The sequence below is a fragment of the Flavobacterium sp. 9 genome, assembly GCF_002754195.1.
In the GTDB taxonomy this organism is placed as follows: Bacteria; Bacteroidota; Bacteroidia; order Flavobacteriales; family Flavobacteriaceae; genus Flavobacterium.
Genome location: NZ_PEEU01000001.1, coordinates 3,399,197 through 3,419,124, shown reverse-complemented (window position 1 = coordinate 3,419,124; position 19,928 = coordinate 3,399,197). Strand labels below are relative to the sequence as shown.

20 protein-coding genes are annotated in these 19,928 nt (G+C 31.5%); 8 read left to right on the top strand and 12 right to left on the bottom strand.

Annotation, left to right across the window (positions count from 1 at the left end):
• Positions 1 to 13: 13 nt before the first annotated feature.
• Entirely contained in the window at positions 14 to 538 is a 525-nt protein-coding gene (gene rimM, locus CLU81_RS14075; protein ID WP_099710390.1) for a ribosome maturation factor RimM, read from the top strand.
• A 102-nt stretch (positions 539 to 640) separates the two neighbouring features.
• On the top strand, positions 641 to 1,354 hold the full coding sequence (locus CLU81_RS14070; protein ID WP_099710389.1) for a tRNA1(Val) (adenine(37)-N6)-methyltransferase: 714 nt from the start codon (positions 641 to 643) through the stop codon (positions 1,352 to 1,354).
• 3 nt (positions 1,355 to 1,357) lie between these two features.
• On the opposite strand, the gene CLU81_RS14065 is transcribed toward CLU81_RS14070, so the two are convergent.
• The 10 genes from CLU81_RS14065 to CLU81_RS14025 form a co-directional block, all read right to left on the bottom strand.
• Positions 1,358 to 2,614, bottom strand: a complete 1,257-nt coding sequence (locus CLU81_RS14065) for a carboxypeptidase-like regulatory domain-containing protein (RefSeq protein ID WP_099710388.1) — start codon at positions 2,612 to 2,614, stop codon at positions 1,358 to 1,360.
• 22 nt (positions 2,615 to 2,636) lie between these two features.
• Complete coding sequence (locus tag CLU81_RS14060) at positions 2,637 to 4,277, bottom strand: S41 family peptidase (protein WP_099710387.1); 1,641 nt, start codon at positions 4,275 to 4,277, stop codon at positions 2,637 to 2,639.
• A gap of 99 nt (positions 4,278 to 4,376) precedes the next feature.
• Entirely contained in the window at positions 4,377 to 4,556 is a 180-nt protein-coding gene (locus CLU81_RS14055) for a hypothetical protein (RefSeq protein ID WP_099710386.1), read from the bottom strand.
• Positions 4,557 to 4,843: 287 nt separating this feature from the next.
• A complete protein-coding gene (locus CLU81_RS14050) occupies positions 4,844 to 6,133 on the bottom strand; it encodes an HlyD family secretion protein (RefSeq protein WP_099710385.1) in 1,290 nt (429 codons plus the stop codon).
• A 3-nt stretch (positions 6,134 to 6,136) separates the two neighbouring features.
• Positions 6,137 to 8,329, bottom strand: a complete 2,193-nt coding sequence (locus CLU81_RS14045) for a peptidase domain-containing ABC transporter (RefSeq protein WP_099710384.1) — start codon at positions 8,327 to 8,329, stop codon at positions 6,137 to 6,139.
• A gap of 314 nt (positions 8,330 to 8,643) precedes the next feature.
• Entirely contained in the window at positions 8,644 to 8,835 is a 192-nt protein-coding gene (locus CLU81_RS14040) for a hypothetical protein (RefSeq protein WP_099710383.1), read from the bottom strand.
• Positions 8,836 to 9,205: 370 nt separating this feature from the next.
• Positions 9,206 to 9,397: a hypothetical protein gene (locus CLU81_RS14035; RefSeq protein ID WP_099710382.1), complete on the bottom strand. Its 192-nt coding sequence runs from the start codon at positions 9,395 to 9,397 to the stop codon at positions 9,206 to 9,208.
• 29 nt (positions 9,398 to 9,426) lie between these two features.
• Positions 9,427 to 9,636, bottom strand: coding sequence for a hypothetical protein (locus CLU81_RS14030; protein ID WP_099710381.1), 210 nt, complete (start codon positions 9,634 to 9,636; stop codon positions 9,427 to 9,429).
• 119 nt (positions 9,637 to 9,755) lie between these two features.
• Positions 9,756 to 9,890: a hypothetical protein gene (locus tag CLU81_RS27235; RefSeq protein WP_255410515.1), complete on the bottom strand. Its 135-nt coding sequence runs from the start codon at positions 9,888 to 9,890 to the stop codon at positions 9,756 to 9,758.
• 73 nt (positions 9,891 to 9,963) lie between these two features.
• Positions 9,964 to 11,520 (bottom strand): vitamin K epoxide reductase family protein, encoded by a 1,557-nt coding sequence (locus tag CLU81_RS14025; protein WP_099710380.1) that lies wholly within the window; start codon positions 11,518 to 11,520, stop codon positions 9,964 to 9,966.
• Positions 11,521 to 11,781: 261 nt separating this feature from the next.
• Between CLU81_RS14025 and CLU81_RS26805 the strand changes: the two genes are divergently transcribed.
• Complete coding sequence (locus tag CLU81_RS26805) at positions 11,782 to 11,943, top strand: hypothetical protein (RefSeq protein ID WP_158235334.1); 162 nt, start codon at positions 11,782 to 11,784, stop codon at positions 11,941 to 11,943.
• Positions 11,944 to 11,963: 20 nt separating this feature from the next.
• Here the strand turns inward: CLU81_RS26805 and CLU81_RS14020 are convergent, their stop codons facing one another.
• Complete coding sequence (locus CLU81_RS14020; protein ID WP_099710379.1) at positions 11,964 to 13,694, bottom strand: AraC family transcriptional regulator; 1,731 nt, start codon at positions 13,692 to 13,694, stop codon at positions 11,964 to 11,966.
• Positions 13,695 to 13,741: 47 nt separating this feature from the next.
• The gene (locus tag CLU81_RS14015) at positions 13,742 to 15,505 is read right to left on the bottom strand and encodes an AraC family transcriptional regulator (protein WP_099710378.1); all 1,764 of its coding nucleotides are present in this window, start codon (positions 15,503 to 15,505) and stop codon (positions 13,742 to 13,744) included.
• 166 nt (positions 15,506 to 15,671) lie between these two features.
• Here CLU81_RS14015 and CLU81_RS14010 point away from each other — a divergent pair, with 166 nt between their 5' ends.
• The 5 genes from CLU81_RS14010 (at position 15,672) to CLU81_RS13990 (ending at position 19,903) form a co-directional block, all read left to right on the top strand.
• Positions 15,672 to 16,850: an acyl-CoA dehydrogenase family protein gene (locus tag CLU81_RS14010; RefSeq protein ID WP_099710377.1), complete on the top strand. Its 1,179-nt coding sequence runs from the start codon at positions 15,672 to 15,674 to the stop codon at positions 16,848 to 16,850.
• An 86-nt stretch (positions 16,851 to 16,936) separates the two neighbouring features.
• A complete protein-coding gene (locus tag CLU81_RS14005; protein ID WP_099710376.1) occupies positions 16,937 to 17,719 on the top strand; it encodes a DUF3050 domain-containing protein in 783 nt (260 codons plus the stop codon).
• Between the two features lie 67 nt (positions 17,720 to 17,786).
• On the top strand, positions 17,787 to 18,539 hold the full coding sequence (locus tag CLU81_RS14000) for an SGNH/GDSL hydrolase family protein (protein WP_099710375.1): 753 nt from the start codon (positions 17,787 to 17,789) through the stop codon (positions 18,537 to 18,539).
• Between the two features lie 92 nt (positions 18,540 to 18,631).
• Positions 18,632 to 19,405 (top strand): helix-turn-helix transcriptional regulator, encoded by a 774-nt coding sequence (locus CLU81_RS13995; protein WP_099710374.1) that lies wholly within the window; start codon positions 18,632 to 18,634, stop codon positions 19,403 to 19,405.
• Positions 19,406 to 19,474: 69 nt separating this feature from the next.
• On the top strand, positions 19,475 to 19,903 hold the full coding sequence (locus tag CLU81_RS13990) for an antibiotic biosynthesis monooxygenase (protein ID WP_099710373.1): 429 nt from the start codon (positions 19,475 to 19,477) through the stop codon (positions 19,901 to 19,903).
• Positions 19,904 to 19,928: the final 25 nt, after the last annotated feature.

Below are 19,928 nucleotides of genomic sequence, written 5' to 3'. Positions count from 1 at the left end.
ATATTTAGCGAGAATGCGTAAAGAAGAATGTTTTTATTTAGGTAAAATCGCTAAAAAATTTAGTTTCAAAGGTGAAGTTCTGGCTTATTTAGACACGGACGAGCCTGAGTTATACGAAAATCTGGAATCAGTGTTTGTTGAATGCAACAAACACTTGGTTCCTTTTTTTATTGAAAAAAGCTCTTTACACAAAAACGATTTCCTTAGAATTCGTTTTGAAGACATGAATACCGAAGAAGATGCAGATGCCATTATGGGAAATGCCATTTATCTTCCTTTAAATATGTTACCAAAACTTTCTGGTAACAAATTTTATTTCCACGAAGTTATCGGTTTTGAAATTGAAGATCAACGTTTAGGCGTTTTTGGAAAAATTGTTGCCGTAAACGATACTACTGCTCAACCTCTTTTTGAAGTTTTAAATGGCGAAGTCGAAATGCTAATTCCGATGATCGATCATTTCCTTGTAAAAATTGATCGTGAAAACAAAAAAGTTATCATGAATCTGCCTGAAGGATTGGTGGAAATGTACTTGTAAAAAGTTGATTTGTTTAATCGGTCATTTGTTTAACCGAAAATAAAAATTTCACTTTCTTAGTAAAGAAAAATCAGTACTCGTTAATTTTAAATTTTAAATCTGATGTCCCAATTCACTTTCAAGCAATTCTCTATTCAACAAGATAAAACCGCTATGAAAGTAGGAACAGATGGCGTCTTATTAGGTTCTTGGGCTCCAATAAACCACAATCCGTTTAGTGTTTTAGATATTGGTGCAGGAACCGGAATTATTGCTTTGATGCTTGCTCAGCGAGCTCATGCTGAACAAATTGATGCTCTGGAAATTGATGAAGACGCTTACGAACAAGCTGTTGGAAATTTTGAAAACTCACCTTGGGGAGACCGTTTATTTTGTTTTCATGCAGGTTTAGATGAATTTATTGATGAACCGGAAGATGAATACGATCTGATTGTTTCAAATCCTCCATTTTACTCTGAAGATTATAAAACAGAAAATGAACAACGTGATTTAGCTCGTTTTCAAGATGCAATGCCTTTTGAAGAACTGGTTGAAGCTGCCGATTTATTACTTTCCGAACATGGAATATTTGCTGTAATTCTTCCTTATAAAGAAGAACAAAACTTCATCACTTTAGCCAAAGAATCAGAATTATATCCCATAAAAATTACCCGCGTCAAAGGAACTCCAAAGTCTGAAATCAAACGCAGTTTATTGGCTTTTAGCCGAAATGAAAATCCAGAAGTTGAAATCGATGAATTAATTATTGAAATCGACAGGCATGTTTATACTCCTGAATATATTGCGCTTACAAAAGATTTTTATTTGAAGATGTAAATTTTAAAATTCCATCTTTTTATTCTCGATTATAAAATTATTGTTTTTCCAATATTCAACATCTTCAACAAATTTTGGATCTAATTTTAAACGGTCAATTGGTCTTTTTATTATTGATACTTTTTCTATAATAATATCTTCCGACATTAAATCATAATCTGAATTCTCACTGCTTAAAAGTTTTTTATTTGACACTGAAAAATAGTTGCTTTCTACTTTTTCATTACAGTAATTAATAAAATAGTGGCCATTGACATTTTTATATGTTTGAGTCATTTTCAATGACGATTCTATTACAATGTCATCATTATCATTTGATCTATTTCTATTTAAAACTACATATTGTTCAAATTTTACAATTGCAAAAGAATCTGTTTCAATATAAATAAATCCTATTGCCGATTGTGACCCAGGATTTCCAAAACCAGTAGAAAAAACAGAAGGTGCCAAATTTGTAAAACTAATTACATACACCTTTTTGCCACCATAAGTTGTTGTTCCTTCTTTCTTTAATTCGAAGTCTTTTGTTTCATATAATAAATTCTGATTACTTAACATTATGTTCCTAAAAATCACCACTCCAAAATATCCGATTCCTTTCCAATTTTCAATTGTTTCTGAATCTACTTTCTTTCGAAATTGTAGTATTTCTCCAAAATAATTTGCTGCAGCATCATCCGAAACTTTGATTCCTTTTGGACTGTAAGTATCAATTGATGCTTCTTCATTTATTGTAAAAACACTATCTTTTTTGGTTTGAGCCCTAAAAAAGAATTTCTGATTGAATGGTTTTTGATAATAATTCTTCTTAATATTTTCCTTTGCTCTGCTTAAGATTGCCTTTGCAGATAAGGTATTTGATTTCTTTTTAGACGAAACCACAATTGTTTCATTCAACAAAATCTCAGCGTCTTTTTCTTTATTCAATTTAATCTGTAATGACTCACTTTGCCTTTTTTCAAGTTCTGAAACCATAATGGTATCTGAAGAATATCCTAAAGCCGAAATAATTAATTTATCATTAAAACTACTTTTAGAGATATTGAATTGAAAATCTCCTTCTGAATTAGCAACTACACTTTTATTGCAATTAAGAAGATAAAGATCAGCATTCGAAATTTTATCGTTTGATTTTGAATCTATAACCTTTCCAGAAATGCTAAAAACATCGTATAAAATTTTAGTTTTTTGAGAATACAAAACAGATTGCACCACGAAAACCATTAAAAGAGTCCATTTTTTGTTTTTTAATTCTAACATTTTTTGAGCTTAAAATCAATTTTTATTTCCCGTTTTTAGCAAAAAGAATTGCGCGATCCAGAATCTCATCTTTGCCTTCCTGAATTCCTAAAATAGTAGGTTTTACTTCGATATCAGGAACAATACCAATACGCTGGGTTTCTTTTCTATTGGGATAAAAAATTCCGAAACCAGTAAATATGGTTGCATATCCTTTAATGATTTCATACCTACAGGTTCCACCATCTGCACCGGCAGTTTGACTTCCAATAATTGTAGCATTTGGCGCTGCTTGTAAACACATTACCAAATGTTCTCCATGACTTTGTGTTTTTTCATTTTCTAAAATAATCACTTTCCCTTTGTAATAATCTGGATTTGCTTTGCCTGTTTTTTGATCTTCTCTCCAGGTAAATTTGCCGGGATAAGTCAAGTCAACATCAATAAATTTTGCATACGCTTTTTCTTCCGGATATAAATATTGAGCTATATCTTCTTCAATATTAGGTTCCTGAGGATATTTTCTTGCGTCAAAAACAATAGCTTTTGTGTTTTTGAATTGCGCCATAACTCCCGGAAGTTCATCTGCTTTTATGGATTCAACATCAATATATCCAATATTGTCTTCTAAAAGTTTCCACTTTTCTTCATCTTTAAACTGAATTTTTAAATTCTGATATTTATAACGCTTAATAGTTTTAACTGAAGTGTTATTGTTTCGGTTAAATTCAATTTCAAATGTTTCAGTTTTTCCATTAAAAACTGCCCAATAAATATTTTTTAAAATTGCAGGTTTATTTGAACCTTCTGCATATTTTAAATTTTCATTAATCAAGTTTTCGACTGTCTTTCCTTCTACTTTTGTAATCACATCTCCAATTCTGACATCATCTACTTTTGCCAAAGAATCATTTTTCAAATTGACAACAACTGCTTTATTATCAATAAATACCACATCAAAAGGAGTGAATTTATCTCCAAAATAATCAAACATCTTGCCTGTTTGTGTAGATGCATGTGTGTCATCCAGTTTTACTGATATTTCACGCATGGCCAAAACAAAATCCTTTTCAGATTCCGGCGCTATAAATCTGGGCAACATTTCGATCAAAACATTATCCCAATTTTCATCCATTTTATATTTGTATGGAAAAAAATATTCCATTTGATTCCAATAACGAAAAAGGGCCAAAAGACGCAAATTCTTATCGGTCCATTTAAAATCCGGATATTTAATTTCGTTTTGAACTTTGATATAAGGATCTGAAGTGTAATAAAATTGTTTTCCCTGAATCCTGTTTTCTTCAATAAATTTGAGTTTTTTTGAAAGTGATTTAGAAAACAAATCACTTTTTGAAATCCAGGACAAATTGAAGTTTTTATCAAACGATTCCTTTTTTACTGTCGATTTTGGAACTTCATATTTTTTAATTTCTCCTAAAGAGATAATCCAGTTTTCAATTACTAATGAAAATGCTTCGGCAGATTGAGCCTCTTCTACTTTTGGTAAAACTTGAAACAATTGTTCATCCCAATTTTTACTTCCATCTGTCACATTCGGATGATAAAATTTCAGAAAACCCCAAACTTTGCAAGTTGCAGCCAGTTTTTGAGCTTCGTTAATGGGTTTTGAAAAAGAGTTTTGAAATAATAAAATAAGAATAAGGGCTAAAATTCTTTTCATCAAACAGATAATTCGGGGTTAATTAATGATTTGGTTTAATTTTAAAATTATATATAGAGAGAAAGCAAGCCTTCTCTCTATTAAAAAATACTTTAAAGACTATTTTTCACAACACCAGTTTCCCGGATATTTTACAGGATAAACACCTCCACAAGTAGGACTTGGATTAACACAATATCCTGTTGCTTCTGAATAACGCCAGTCACCACCTTTAAGTGCTTTTTTCTGTGCATCAGTTAACTCTTCTACTCCAACTAAATTTAAAATCTTTTTTAACATAATTCTAGTTTTTTTGTTAGTTTACAACCCAATCAATTAAAGACATTTGAGTCTCCTGTCTAATCTTGCGCAAGAATATTTTTAATGTTTTGAATCTAATCAAAGGATCATTTTAAAATAAAAAACTTCAAATGATCAATAAATAAAAAATCTAACTAAAACTATTCATTAATTGTAAAAAAAACTAACCATGCCGTTAAAAAACAAAAACATTACTTATTAATTTTGTTAATAAAGCCAGTATTTGAAAACAAAAAAACATTTTCAACTACTATAAGATTGAAACGTTAAACCTGTTCAAAAATACTCTTAAACTGATACAGGATTCTTTCGATCAATCTCAAATCTTCGGTTACGATTTCGGCGCTACCTTTCATTTCTTGTTGAAATACAATTTGTTTTTTATATGAGGTTTCCAGTCCATTTGGTAGTGCGACATCCAGTAACAGATTTCCGTCTTTGTCGGGAACCAGAGAAATATTTTTGATTTTGCCTCTTAGGACACCAAATTCTCTGTCCGGGAAATTTGCCAGTCTGATGTTTACTTTTTGACCTACTTTTATTTTACCTGAATTCAACGCAGGCGCTTTTACTTTTCCAACAAAACCATTTTTAGCATCGGGAATTATAGAAAAAACATTATCACCAACATTTATTGTTTGATTCTCTGTCCAAACCTGCAAAAAAGTAACTACTCCGCTTACGGATGTTTTTAAGGTGTATGCCAATTCCCAGTCTTTTATCACTTTTTTGAGCTGATAAAACGATTGTGCCATGTTACGTCCCAGGTTAACTTCTTCTTTAGTGCTATTTATATGCGAATTCTGGCTTGATTTTGTATTATCAATCAAAGAGGACCTTAATTGCGAAATCGACGATAATAAGCCCTTATAACTCTTCTGGGCCTGTAGGTAAGTCAGCTTCTTGGCCTCCATTTCCTGTGCCGAGATAATCCCTTTATTGAACAAGGTTTCAAAACGTGCAATTTCATTTTTCTGAAGCTGCAATTCGCTCTCGTTTATCACTTTTTGCTGTTGCAGAATTTCCAGTCTTTCTTTGATCTGAACTTTCTCCGAAACCTGTGCCCGACTTTCTACTTCAAAGGGTTGTAAATCTTCATTTAATTGTTCTGCCTGATAATCTTTTTGAAAAACTGCAAAGGCACTTTCAATCTCACCCAACTGACTGTTTTTGAGCAAAGCAAATGGAAATGCTTTTTTTGAATCGTTGACATTGTACTTGTCAACTATACTTTTTAGTAAAAAAACATCTTTATAATTGGCTGTATTTTCAATAATAGCCAATGTTGTATTTTTAGGAACTATTGCTTTATTCTTTACCAAAATAGCTTCGATTCTGCCTGATGATTTCGAAACTATTTTCTCTGGCGGAATATTTGTTGTGATCACAATTTCGGTATTTACAACATCCGGATATTTGATAAACCAGGACACAAAAAACAACAAAAATATAATAGTAAATATCAAAACGGTTCCCCAACGTATCATCCAGTGTGGTACCTTGGTTAGAATGTCCTGTACTTCTTCGCTTCGTAATTCAAATGTATCTTCTGCCATGATTTAATTTCCTAATTGTAATTGGTTTCGAACCAATTCAAAATAATTTCCTTTTTGTTGTACTAATGCCGAGTGTGATCCGATTTCGATAATTTTTCCTTTATCCAGAACTACAATCTGATCCGCATTCATCACCGTGCTTAAACGGTGTGCAATTACCACGACGGTTTTTTCTTTGAAGAAAACATCAAGCTTTCGCATAATTTCTTTCTCATTATTAGCATCTAATGCCGATGTTGCTTCGTCAAAAAATAATATCTCCGGATTTTTATAAACAGCTCTTGCAATCAGTAATCGTTGTTTTTGTCCAGTGCTCATTCCTGTTCCTTCTGAGCCAATTTTTGTGTTATAACCCAATGGCAAACTTGATATATATTCTTTTATATTAGCTACATCTGCGGCATATATTAAGCGTTCTTTATCAACTTTGTCAACTCCTATTGCTATGTTATTGGCGATGGTGTCATTAAAAATAAAGCCTTCCTGCATAACGGCGCCAATATTGGATCTCCAGGCTTTTTGCGAAATGTTTTTTAACTGTGAATTGCCAATATTGATTTCTCCTTTTTCAGGTTCATAAAATTTAAGGAGCAATTTCATCAAAGTGGTTTTTCCGCTTCCGCTAACACCCACTATTGCTGTTACTTTATTGGATGGAATTATTAAACTCAAATCATCCAAAACCGGAATATCAGATCCCAAATAACGATACGAAACATTCTTTATCTCAATATCTGAATCATATGGAACTTCATGGGTCTGATGCTCTTCTTGCTCGGTTTCATCTTCTTTTTCATGAATTTCAGACAATCTCGCCAAAGAGATTTTTGCATCCTGAAGTTCTCTGACAAATTCTATAAGTTGAGTAATTGGTCCGTTTAAACTTCCCACAATTGAACTAATAGCCAACATCATCCCAAGGGTTATTGAGCCATCAATCACTAATTTTGCGGATAAAAATATGATAAAAATATTCTTCAGCTCATTTATTACAGAGGACCCAATGGTTTGAGTTTGTTCTAAAACCAATCCTTTTATCGAAACTCTAAAAAGTCTTGCCTGAACATATTCCCAGCCCCAGCGTTTTTGTTTTTCGGCATTGTGGAGTTTGATTTCCTGCATTCCGTTGATAAGCTCCATCACTTTACTCTGTTCTTGCGAAACTTCAGCAAATCGTTTGTAATCCAGAACTTCTCGTCGTTTTAAAAACAGGGTAATCCATCCGAAATAAAAAAAACTTCCGACAAAGAAAACAAAGAAAATCTGAAGGTTAAAGTATGCCAAAACGCCTCCCATGACAAACATGTTGATCACAGAAAATAAAACATTTATTGATGAAGTCGTCAGAATTTTTTCGATCCTTCGATGATCGTTAATCCTTTGCATGATATCTCCTGTCATACGTACATCAAAAAATGAAATAGGCAGATTCATTAGTTTTATAAAGAAATCTGAAATCAGCGAGATGTTTATTCGGGTAGAAAGATGCAGTAATATCCAACTTCTGATAAGTTCCAAACCTGTTCTTCCTGCAAAAAGAAACAATTGCGCGAAGAGTATTAAATAAATAAAATGAATATTTTGATTCTGAATCCCAATATCTACAATACTTTGGGTTAAAAACGGGAAAATTAGCTGTATCAAACTACTAGCCAATAACCCTATGCTTAATTGAATCAAAAACGATTTATATCTTAAAACATATTGTGACAGTAATTTGAATCCTAATCCTTTGTGGTCTTCCTTATCAAAATCAGATTGGAAAAATTTAGGCGTTGCTTCGATCAATAATGCGATTCCTTCTTCTGTAGTTTCATCGGCATTATTTCCAATCCAGAATTTAAAAAAATCCTGTTTATTATACTGAATCAGACCAAAAGCCGGATCTGAAATATAATAAGTACCTTTCTTTATTTTATAAAGTACTACATAGTGATTCTGGTTCCAATGCAAAATACATGGAAGTGGGGCTTCGTCTAATCTTTCGGCACTTATTTTTACACCAAGGGTTCTAAAACCAATTTTCTCTGCAGCATCACTTAAAAAAAGCAAATTACTTCCCTCCCGAGTTGTTTCGCTAATGTCCCTCAACTCCTGAATGTTGATTGTCTTACCGTAATGTTTTGCTATTATTTTTAAACATGTTGGGCCGCAATCCTTATGATCAGCTTGTATATAATTGGTAAATTTTTTCAATTCTTAATTAATTTCCTACCTTTTATGGTAAATTTTAGTTTTGCTAATGTAATATTTATCAAGAACTTTTCTAACTATTTTTATTTCCTTTATAATTCTTCTTTAGCCAAAATAAATGTTGCGTTATTAAATGTGTAAAACTTTCAATTTCTGCTTGTAAATTAAAAGGCTTATTGGAACAAAAGAATTATTATAAAAATGTAAAGAGAAATACTTTATTGAAGAAACGGTTAAAGAAATAAATTCAAATATTTATACAAAAGAACCGCCAAAATAAAAATATAAGGCGGTTTTTTTGGTTCTAAATATGAAAATTAGTTATCTAACCAACAGTTTTCTTCAATAACTGCTGCACAAGTTTCACCTTCACCCGGATGTATAACTCCAGCAAAAATACCAGTTCCAGGGCAATAACAAGCCTCCATTCCGACACCTCCGCCGTTAATACTTTTCTTTTCACTAACACTTAAAATTTCAACTCCGATTAAATCTTTCAATTTTTTCATAATTTGTTTTTTGATTTGTTATTACTTCAATCATTTCAAGACAGTTGAAGCATCTGTCTGCTAAAAAGCTAGCATTGTAATTATTACTGGTTATTCTATAAATAAAAAAAACAGAAAGGAAATAATTCTCCTTTCTGTTAAGTATTTAAAAACGCTATTATCAGTAATCCAATTTCTGTAGGACATGGCACTGGTTAACCCTAACCAAATAAAATCAACTCAGTGACCAATTTTCCTAAAGAATCCCAACACCAATCATCAATGTGGGGAATTTGCTCAATGTTCCACGATCGAGCGCCTACAAATTAAAAAAAACATGACTAAATTCTAAAAAAGGCTATATTGTAATTACTTCTAAAAAAGTTAAAAATTAACAACAAAGACGAATCGAGTCGCAAATACCCGGCAACGTATCCATAGGACAAGTTCCTCCAACAGGTATTAAAACACAACCCGCTTCAATCGCATAAATCCAACATTCAGGAATTCCTCCCTGCATTGTTTTCTGCTCATTTTTGGTGATTCTCTGAGCATTTTCAAGATTTAAAATTTTCTTTAACATTCTATATTTATTTATATTTCTAACTCAATTTAACAAGCATCTCCCACAATTGAGCACTTATTATTCCCTAAATAAACAGGTCTGTAATAAGGATTATAATTCAAACAAACCGTTTCGCTTGCGCTCCACGTAACGTATCCACAAATTGGCTCGACCGGATAAGCACCGCCATTAATACTCTTTTTCTCGAAAATGCTTAATTCCTGAGCTCCTTCTAAGTTTAAAATGTTTTTTAACATAATTAGTAGATTTAATAGTTTGGGTTATCCTTCATTTATTCAAAACAACAACTTATTTTTATTCTTTCATTCTTGTGAAATGCAGAGAAGCTTTTAAACTTCTCCACACTGTTTTCTTTTTACAAGCATTTATAATATCCTCTATTAACATCCCAACACATTCCAACTTCAGGGAAGGTTCCGCCTGCAGTATTTTTTTGTTCTTCTTTTGATAATTTTTTAGTACCCTCTGTTTTTAAAAATTTTTCTAACATGATTTGTGTTTTTTGTTTCTTGTTAATAGACCTTCAATTATTTTAAGACACTTGAAGCTTATGTCTGTATTTTTTATGCCGTTTTTTCAAAAATTTCAACTTCTTCAACAAAATCGTTCAAAAAGTATTTCAATTCACTTAATTCATATTCGCTTGGAAACAATTTGTCGTTTACAATTTTAACTGGTGTATAATTAAAATTATTCTTAGAACACCATTCGTATTGTTTGTTTATTTCCTGTGTTATCATCATACTAATCGAATCAACATTCCATTTTTTCAACCATTTCTTCAAGCTCATCTTTTTGATATGCCAGTCTGAAATAGCTTCAACCGTTTTTCCCGGTGTTGATCTGTTTATTGATAAAAGTCTTTCAACAATAACCTTGTATTGATTATCATTATTTTCCGGATTAATATTGAATAGAACATTCAAAAATATTTTGTCCGGATATTTTAAAACTAAATCGAATCCTTCCTGAAACGTTTTATGACAATGTCCACAACTTGGACTTATTATTATTGAAAGTTTTACAGCAGCATTTCTGTTCCCAAAATTCAACCCTCTCAAGTCTTCAAATCCTTTAGTATTAGGAACTTTCTTAGATAAAAAGTTCAATAAAGAATAATTTCTTTTAAATTTTTTTAATTCTTTTAACGAGTTTTCATTCTTCAAAATATTTTTTATCATTGATTTGATAACATACCAAATTGGCACAAGAAATATCAATGAAAAAAAGAATGGAAAAACATTTTCAAAACTAAAACTCAACGTAAATAAATCTGATGAAAACCAAACAACACTTTGCGTAAAAATCAAAAATGAAACTAGCAGACACATAACGCACCATTTTTGAATTTCAAACTTTTGAATCCAAATAGACGAAACTATTACAGGAATTGCCAGTAAACTTAAAAATCCAATAAAAATTGCTGAATTTAGAGGCTGAATTAAAATTGATATATAACTTGCACTAAAAAAAAGCAATGGCAAATCTGAAAAATTAATCCATTTATTTTGAATTCCCAGATTAGCGTTTATAACTGAATCACAAGATGAATTAGAACTTAAATTGCAAATTTTTGAAATTATACTGTTTTTAAAACCAAACTTTTCCTGAACTATTAAAACACTTACAACCAATCCTAAAATTGATGTTCCTAAAAAAATAAGACTAAACCAATTATAAGTATTATAAAAAAATGATAATCCTGTTAGAAGTAAAAGAGGAAAAAAATATTTCACCCAATTGTATTCTATTTTCAAATTTTCTCTTTCTACAATATTATTAGGTTCTATAGCTACAATTACTCCATTCCAGTCTAAAAGGAATTTTTCATAGGCCATTTTATAATTTCTTTTTTTCTGACTATTAATAAGAACGAAATTTTTAGCCTTTTCTACCAATATAAGTTCTTCTTTAAAATAAGCTAAAAAATTTGAAGGCAAATCGACAATCTGTTCTTTCGAAACTCTTACCGCAGCATTCTCTATAGATAGTAAATCAAAAGAATCTGTTATAGCAAATAGACTTGGATAATTAGGATGAGAAAGAAACAGATCTTTAAACTCATTTTTAATTTCCGAGTATCTATTTATTTGGAGAAATTTTTGGACAAGTTTTAACATCTTTTTCGGCTGTTTAAAATCATAATTACAATACAAATATTGCTGTTTTTATTCGAAAAATAATCACAAAAGCAGACATTTTATCAATTATACTACATACAATTTATAAATTATATAAGTCATAGTAGTAGATTTAACGAATTGAAAATCAAATAATTACAATGATTAAAATTTTACTAAAACCCTCAAAACGCCATTCTCGATTAAGGGTTTTGCTTTTTGTCTAGTTTTGACAATGTAATAACCTTAACACATAAAAACATGACAAATACAACATTAAAACTAGAAGATTTTGGAGCACAAAAGTTATCTAAAAATCAACAAAAAATCGTTCGCGGAGGAGACACTCCTATTATACCTGCACCGATACCAACACCACAAGAAAATGATCCCGGAAAAGGTGGTAACACTCCTGCAGGATAAATAAATCACTTTATTGTAAGCTAAATATTATTCGCAAACTGAGCCGGAGATACTCCGGTTCTTTTGCGAAATGATTTTGCAAAAGAACCAGCGTTTTTAAATCCTACGCTTTCTGCCGTAGCTTGTGTAGATTTTTTTCGATAGGTTTCACTGGTAATCATCTTATTAATTGCGTAATTAATTTTTAGCTCATTGGTATATTCTCCAAATGATTTTCCAAATCGCTTATTGACGACATAAGATAAGTAAGTAGTATTTGTTTTGATTTTTTTTGCCACATAAGCTAATGTGAAGCCGGTATTCAAGTATTCTAAGTTATTTTCAAGCTCTAAAAGCTTTTCGACGATTTCATTTTCTTTAGCCAGATCAATGCATAAACTTGCATTTTCAGTTTTTATAGATTCAAGCAATTTCACTTTGGCAAAACTACCATTTTCCTTTTCTATATCTGCTTTAAGTTCCTGTATTATGGCACTCATCTTTTTATTGGCCTTATTTTTATCTCTATTGCTTTTTACCAAGAGCGTAACAGTTCCAATAATTAAAAATATATAAAAACCTTTCAGGCTTTTATCTAAAAAAAGATCTTTCTTATAATTTTGCTCGACAGCAATCATTTCCTCTGTCTGAGAATCAACTCCTTGTAATTCATTTACATCTGATCTTTCTTTCTTTAATTTTTCCTCATATTTTTTTTTACTATCTAAGTAAATTTTAGAATGCTCATAAGCCAGTTCCGGCTTTTTAAGAATTGTATAAATTTTTGATTGATAATAATTAGATTTTAGGTAATCTAACTCATTCGAATTACTTAAAATCGCAAGAGAATCTGTATTCTTATAAAAAAACAATGCTTTATCGTACTTTTTCTGGGTATAACAAACATCTCCTAAATTAAAATTGGCACTACATAATAACTCTTTTTGATCATTCTCCTCGCAAAGAAGTACAACCTGATAATAGGCTTTTTCAGCATCTTTTAGATTACCTTTCCAATTATAGACATTTCCTAAGTTTAATTTTGCCGTGATTTTATTAAAAAGATAATTATCCGAATAATCAACTGTCTTCTTATAATAGTACTCGGCTGAATCTAACAAGTATCTTTTGCTTTTATTTGCCTTAAAGTAATCTTCATAAGAACCTCCTAAACTAAGGTTAATGTTACTTTTTTTATTCAGAAAACTTTCTTTATCGAATAAATCTTTATTCTCATGAAGAAAATTATCAAGTTCTTTTCCATTTTTAATCGCTAATTTATAGTTTCCTACTACTTCGTTAGCCAAGACAATATTCGCCTTAAAGTTAACCAGTTGATTAATATCTCCTATTTTTTGCGAAAGTTTGATTCCCTGCTGAAATTTTTCAATTGCGGCACTAAAATTTCTTCTGTCAAACTCTGCCAGCCCGCCGTAATTATATATATAGGATCGCAATTGTATCTTATCTTTAGAATCAGGTACTTTGTCCAGATAATAAAGTGCTGTTTTATATTTTTCTTTTGATAATTCTGTTTTTCCTTTATTTTGCCATAAAACTGATAATGCCGCATTTGCAAAAGCCAAATGTTTGTTGCTATTTGATTTTGCCATTTGATTCGCATATACAAGAGAACTATCTGTATTTGCATTAAAATTTGTTCTGATTTTATGTCTCAAAATTGCATATTCCTCTTCGGACATCGAATTTGTATGCTGAGCGCAAGTAGCATTGAGAATAAAAAAGAATAAAAAACTAACAATCAGCCTCATGAGTTTGTTTTTGGAATTTCAAAAATAACTTATTCCTTATTTCTAAACTAAATATTACTTGCAAACTGAGCTGGAGATACTCCGGTTCTTTTACGGAATGATTTTGCAAAAGAAACCGCATTTTTAAAACCTACACTCTCCGCAATAGCTTGAGTAGAGTATTTACGATACATGTGATTAGTAATCATCTCGTTGATTACATAATTAATTTTAAGTTCATTTGAGTATTCCCCAAATGATTTACCAAATCGCTTATTGACAACATAAGACAGATAGGTTGTATTTGTTTTGATTTTTTTTGCTACATAAGGCAATGTAAAATCCGCATTTAAGTATTCTAACTTGCTTTCCAGAGCCAGCAATTTCTCGACTATTTTATTTTCTTTGGCCTCATCAATACTTAAATTGACATTCTCTTTCCTAAGATGGACTTCTTCAGGCTCAAGCACGAGTTCTTCTATTACTTCTACTTCTTTTTGCTCAAACTCAGGATTATTTCTCTTCTCTATATTGGCTTTAAATTCTTCGATTAAAGCATTCATTTTTTTGTGAGCTTTATTTTTATCTCTAATGTTTTTTATCAATAAAAATACAATTACAACAAAAAGAAGTACATAAAAAACTCTTAACCCTCTATTTAAGAAAACTTCATTTTTATATTTTTTCTCAATAGTAACCATTTCATCCGTAAGATTACCAACTCCTTGTTTATAGTTTACTTCTAACGTTTGTTCATTTAATTTTGTTTCGAATTTCTCATAATTATCCAAATAAATTTTAGAATGTTTATACGCTAATTCTGGCCTCTTCAATATATTATAGATTTTGGCCTGATAATAATTCGACTTTAAAAAATCAAGCTGATTTAAGTTTGTTAAAGCGGCTATTGAATCGCATTTTTTAAAAAACACAAGTGCTTTATCGTATTTTTTAGTGGTGTAATATATATCTGCCAAATTATAATTTGCCACACACAATAAATCTTTCTGATCATTCTGTTGCGATAAAAACACAACATCATAATAGGTTTTTTCAGCATTTACGTAATCCTGTTTCCAATTGTAAACATTACCTAAACTTAATTTTGAACTAATTTTAGTATATGGGTTATTTTTCGAATATGTAATTGATTTTTTGTAAAAATATTCTGCCGAGTCTAGCAGATACTTTTTACTTTGATTTTTCATAAAATAGCTTTCATACGAACTCGCTAAATTGCTGTTTATATTACTTTTTCTATTTAAAAAATCTTCCTTCGTAAACAAATCTTCATTTTTATCAATAAAAGCGTCGAGTTGCCGTATATTTTTAATAGCTAATTGGTAATTACCAACTGCCTCATTAATTATCGAAATATTAATCTTGAATTTAACAATTTGCAAAACATCTCTTATCTCTACAGAAAGTTTCATCCCTTTCTGATATCTTTCAATGGCCTGACTAAAATTACCTCTTTTCCATTCTGCCATCCCGGCAAAATTTAGAATATAAGATTCTAATTGTGTTTTATCTCTTGATGCCGGTATTTCACTTAAATAACCAATCGCCAGCTTATACTTTTCTTTAGATTCTTTTGTTTTCCCTTTTGCTTGCAAAGAATAAACCAACGATCCATTTGCAAAAGCCTTATGCCTAAGATCATTTGATTTAGCCATTTGATTAGCATATACAACAGCGCTATCGACATTTGCGTTAAAATTAAGTCGGATTTTACTTTGCAATGCTGTGTACTCTTGTTCTGTCAACACATTTTTTTGAGAAAATGATGTATTCAGAACAAAAAAGAGTAAAAAAGAGATGATCAGCCTCATTTATTTTGTTTTTGGAAACTCAAAAATAGCTCATAAATTATCAATAAACTATAATTAATTTGTCTTATTACTAATTTTCTTCTTTTTGTTTTAAAAAATATAACAATTTAACCGTGTTTTGTTATATTTATATTGCGTAAATTTGTTTTTGCTAAACTATCAAAAAATGAAGCCAGATTTATTTCAAGCCCCGGATTATTACAACCTTGACGATTTATTGACGGACGAACACAAATTGGTTCGCGAATCTGCTCGTGCATGGGTCAAGAGAGAAGTTTCTCCTATTATTGAAGAGTATGCTCAGAAAGCAGAATTTCCAAAACAAATTATAAAAGGACTTGGAGAAATTGGCGGTTTCGGCCCTTATATTCCTGTTGAATATGGCGGTGCCGGCCTGGATCAAATCTCTTATGGTTTAATAATGCAGGAAATTGAACGCGGTGATTCTGGCGTAAGATCTACCTCATCTGTTCAGTCTTCATTAGTAATGTATCCTATTTGGAAATACGGAAACGAAGAACAACGAATGAAATATTTACCAAAACTGGCAACGGGAGAATTCATGGGTTGTTTTGGTTTGACCGAACCTGATCATGGTTCTGATCCCGGAAGTATGATTACCAATTTTAAAGATATGGGAGATCATTATCTTTTAAATGGTGCCAAAATGTGGATTTCGAATGCTCCTTTTGCAGATATTGCTGTAGTTTGGGCAAAAGATGAAACAGGCAGAATTCACGGATTAATTGTAGAACGCGGAATGAAAGGTTTTACAACTCCTGAAACACATAATAAATGGTCGCTTCGTGCATCATCTACAGGAGAATTAATCTTTGACAATGTAAAAGTTCCTAAAGAAAATCTATTACCAAATAAATCCGGATTAGGCGCACCGCTTGGTTGTTTAGATTCGGCAAGATACGGAATCGCTTGGGGCGCAATTGGAGCAGCAACGGATTGTTATGATACTGCTTTGCGTTATGCAAAAGAGAGAATCCAGTTTGGAAAACCAATTGGCGGAACTCAATTACAACAGAAAAAACTGGCAGAAATGATTACCGAAATCACAAAAGCACAATTACTTACCTGGCGTTTGGGTGTTTTGAGAAATGAAGGAAAAGCAACAACAGCTCAAATCTCAATGGCAAAACGAAACAATGTCGATATGGCAATTCATATCGCACGTGAAGCCAGACAAATGCTGGGTGGAATGGGAATCACAGGCGAATACTCAATTATGCGCCATATGATGAATCTTGAAAGTGTAATCACTTATGAAGGAACTCACGACATTCATTTGCTAATTACGGGAATGGATGTAACTGGAATTCCAGCATTTAAATAATAAACAACTATTAAAATATATATAAAAACTATACAAAAAGCTTCTTCTAACCGAGAAGCTTTTTATCTTTGCAAAAAATTACGAAAATGAATATTGAGACTATCAACAATAGCATTCAACCTCAAAAAGATCAACTTTTACAACATTCTTTATACAATAAAATTCAAAGTATTGACGATTTACATAGTTTCCTTGAAACACACGTTTTTGCCGTTTGGGATTTTATGTCATTATTAAAAGCTTTACAAGCCAAACTTACTTGTACAACAACACCTTGGTTTGCTACAAAAAATCCTGAAACAAGATATTTAATCAACGAAATTGTTCTTGCCGAAGAAACAGATTTAAGTATTGACGGAAGAAGACAAAGTCATTATGAAATGTATCTTGAAGCAATGCAGGATTGTGGCGCTGATACAACCGGAATTACCAACTTTTTGTCTCAAGTAAATTCATTGCACAATATTTTTGTTGCCATAAAACAAAGTTCATTACATCCAAATACAAAGGCATTTTTAGATTTTACTTTTAGAGTAATCGAAGAAGGAAAACCACACGAAATAGCAGCAGCATTTACTTTTGGAAGAGAAGATTTGATTCCGAGTATGTTTACTGCAATCTTGAAGAACTTCCAAAAAAATCTTCCGGAAACTGACTTAAGCAAACTTCTGTATTATTTTGAAAGACATATAGAACTAGATGCCGATGAACACGGACCAATGGCGATGCAAATGATCACTGATTTATGTGAGGATGATGCTCAAAAATGGAAAGAAGTTGAAGAAATCTCAATCCTTGCATTAGAAAAACGAATCGGACTTTGGAATGCCATTGAAGAAGAAATTCTGATGAAAGCAGAAATGGTATAAAAACCAAAGCAAGTTATTTAACGTAACTATTTGTTTAAAATGACACGAAACTTAATTTACCCAAATTATGAAACCACATTTCAAACAAATAGTTACTATCATACTCTCTATATTTCTCCTAAGTTGTAGTTCTGAAGAAAGTCCTTCACAAACTACAAGCACAACTCCTCCTGCAACAGAAGTTCCCACTACAGCTATTCCTTCTACAATAAATTATCTGGCCTTAGGCGATAGTTATACAATAGGTCAAAGTGTTTGCGAAACCTGTCGATATCCTGAACAGTTAAAAGCAAATCTAAAAACAATTTACCCTCAAACCAGTTTCTCATTAAAAGTAATTGCACAAACCGGCTGGACAACTTCTAATTTAATTTCGGCAATAAACACACAAAATCCAGATTCTAATTATGATTTGGTTACACTTTTAATTGGTGTTAACAATCAATATCAACATCTGAATTTTAGTGTCTACGAAAAGGAATTTCCACAATTACTGGACAAAGCTATTGCACTGGCAAAAGGTGATAAGAAAAATGTACTTGTACTTTCGATTCCTGATTATACTTACACGCCATTTGCCGCCAATTACACTGCCGAAAACCAAGCAAAGATTTCAGGCGAAATAACGAAATACAATAATACTGCCGAGATTTACTGCAGTAGCAGAGGTGTTAGTTTTATCTCTATTACAGACATTACTCAACATGGTCTGAGCAATGGCAACCTTGTTGCTTCAGATGGTTTACATCCGTCGGAGTTGGCTTACAAACAGTTTGTTGGTCGCATTTTACCTAAAGTAAAAATGATTCTTCAGGATTAAGCTATTTTAATTTCAAAGCCAATCATACAAAACAGAACTTTTACTTTAAAAACACTTTTCCTTATCTTTACTAGCAGTAAACTACATAGGAAATGAAAATTGTAGATTTTATCCCAACAGAACAATTAAAACCATTCATAAAGACTTATCGAATTATCGAAAGCCAGGATGAATTAATCAATCGGGTTTTGCCGGGAACTTCGCTTACAATTGCTTTTCGATGTAAAGGCGAGGTCAATTATGTTAAAGGAAATAGTCGGGACAATTTACCTCTTACAGCTATTTCGGGTATGCGAAAATCGGCGCGTTTAATCAATTATTCAAAAGATACCGCTACAGTTATTGTTCACTTTAAAGAAGTTGGGGCTAAAGCCTTTTTTAAAGAACCTCTTCATGAATTATTTGAAGAAAGCGTTTCATTAGACAATTTCTTTCCACAGCAAAAAACAGCAATTATAGAAGAACTTTTGGCCGAAGCTAAAACCAACAATCAAAGAATTGCTGTAATCGAACAATTTCTTTTGTCAAGATTACACGATTACAAACCAGATGAATTAATCTCGAATGCAATCGCGATAATCCAATCTAAAAAAGGCATTATTAAAATAAAAGAACTTGCAGATATGCTTTATATCAGCCAGGATGCTTTCGAAAAAAGATTCCGAAAAACAATAGGTTCATCGCCCAAACAGTTTTCTTATGTCGTTAGAATAAAAGCAATTATCGATCAAAAACAAAACAATCAAAACCTTATCGAACTTGCATTTGATGCCGGATATTTTGATCAATCTCACTTCAATAAAGACTTCAAATTGTTTACGGGACAAACTCCGTCTGAATTTTTTAAATTTCCTTCTTTCTGGTAAATCAATGATTTTTTACAATTAATTGGTTTCTGTAATCTTGAATTTTACAACAACAAAAAATCAAGAATTATGAAAACACATCTTTTAATCGGAATTGTCTTTTTGGCATTGCTTAACTATACCGCAAATGCTCAATCAACAACAATTAATTCAAAAATTGAAACCAAAAAATCAGAAAACATGAAACAAATCTTTATCGATAAATTTATCGTTCCGGCACAATCAAAACAAGAATTTCTAGAAAGAGTAAACAGAAACAGAAACTTTATCAGGAACTTAAACGGATTCATAAAAGACGAAGCTTACGAACGCATTGACGAAAAAGGAAATTTTATTTTTATGACTATTGCCGTTTGGGAAAATGAGGCCGTTTTGAAAAAAGCAAAAGAAGCTGTTCAAGCCGAATATAAAAAAGAAGGATTTGATATTGCCGAAATGTTTGCCAGATTAAAAATCACGATGGACAGAAACATCTATAAAGAATCAGAAAAACCATAATCGGAAAAATATACTTAAATTTGTC

Excerpts from the sequence above, each read along its gene's own strand:
- rimM (WP_099710390.1), top strand. The coding sequence starts at position 14 with ATGCGTAAAGAAGAATGTTTTTATTTAGGTAAAATCGCTAAAAAATTT.
- CLU81_RS14070 (WP_099710389.1), top strand. The coding sequence starts at position 641 with ATGTCCCAATTCACTTTCAAGCAATTCTCTATTCAACAAGATAAAACC.
- CLU81_RS14065 (WP_099710388.1), bottom strand. The coding sequence starts at position 2,614 with ATGTTAGAATTAAAAAACAAAAAATGGACTCTTTTAATGGTTTTCGTG.
- CLU81_RS14060 (WP_099710387.1), bottom strand. The coding sequence starts at position 4,277 with ATGAAAAGAATTTTAGCCCTTATTCTTATTTTATTATTTCAAAACTCT.
- CLU81_RS14055 (WP_099710386.1), bottom strand. The coding sequence starts at position 4,556 with ATGTTAAAAAAGATTTTAAATTTAGTTGGAGTAGAAGAGTTAACTGAT.
- CLU81_RS14050 (WP_099710385.1), bottom strand. The coding sequence starts at position 6,133 with ATGGCAGAAGATACATTTGAATTACGAAGCGAAGAAGTACAGGACATT.
- CLU81_RS14040 (WP_099710383.1), bottom strand. The coding sequence starts at position 8,835 with ATGAAAAAATTGAAAGATTTAATCGGAGTTGAAATTTTAAGTGTTAGT.
- CLU81_RS14035 (WP_099710382.1), bottom strand. The coding sequence starts at position 9,397 with ATGTTAAAGAAAATTTTAAATCTTGAAAATGCTCAGAGAATCACCAAA.
- CLU81_RS14030 (WP_099710381.1), bottom strand. The coding sequence starts at position 9,636 with ATGTTAAAAAACATTTTAAACTTAGAAGGAGCTCAGGAATTAAGCATT.
- CLU81_RS27235 (WP_255410515.1), bottom strand. The coding sequence starts at position 9,890 with ATGTTAGAAAAATTTTTAAAAACAGAGGGTACTAAAAAATTATCAAAA.
- CLU81_RS14025 (WP_099710380.1), bottom strand. The coding sequence starts at position 11,520 with ATGTTAAAACTTGTCCAAAAATTTCTCCAAATAAATAGATACTCGGAA.
- CLU81_RS26805 (WP_158235334.1), top strand. The coding sequence starts at position 11,782 with ATGACAAATACAACATTAAAACTAGAAGATTTTGGAGCACAAAAGTTA.
- CLU81_RS14020 (WP_099710379.1), bottom strand. The coding sequence starts at position 13,694 with ATGAGGCTGATTGTTAGTTTTTTATTCTTTTTTATTCTCAATGCTACT.
- CLU81_RS14015 (WP_099710378.1), bottom strand. The coding sequence starts at position 15,505 with ATGAGGCTGATCATCTCTTTTTTACTCTTTTTTGTTCTGAATACATCA.
- CLU81_RS14010 (WP_099710377.1), top strand. The coding sequence starts at position 15,672 with ATGAAGCCAGATTTATTTCAAGCCCCGGATTATTACAACCTTGACGAT.
- CLU81_RS14005 (WP_099710376.1), top strand. The coding sequence starts at position 16,937 with ATGAATATTGAGACTATCAACAATAGCATTCAACCTCAAAAAGATCAA.
- CLU81_RS14000 (WP_099710375.1), top strand. The coding sequence starts at position 17,787 with ATGAAACCACATTTCAAACAAATAGTTACTATCATACTCTCTATATTT.
- CLU81_RS13995 (WP_099710374.1), top strand. The coding sequence starts at position 18,632 with ATGAAAATTGTAGATTTTATCCCAACAGAACAATTAAAACCATTCATA.
- CLU81_RS13990 (WP_099710373.1), top strand. The coding sequence starts at position 19,475 with ATGAAAACACATCTTTTAATCGGAATTGTCTTTTTGGCATTGCTTAAC.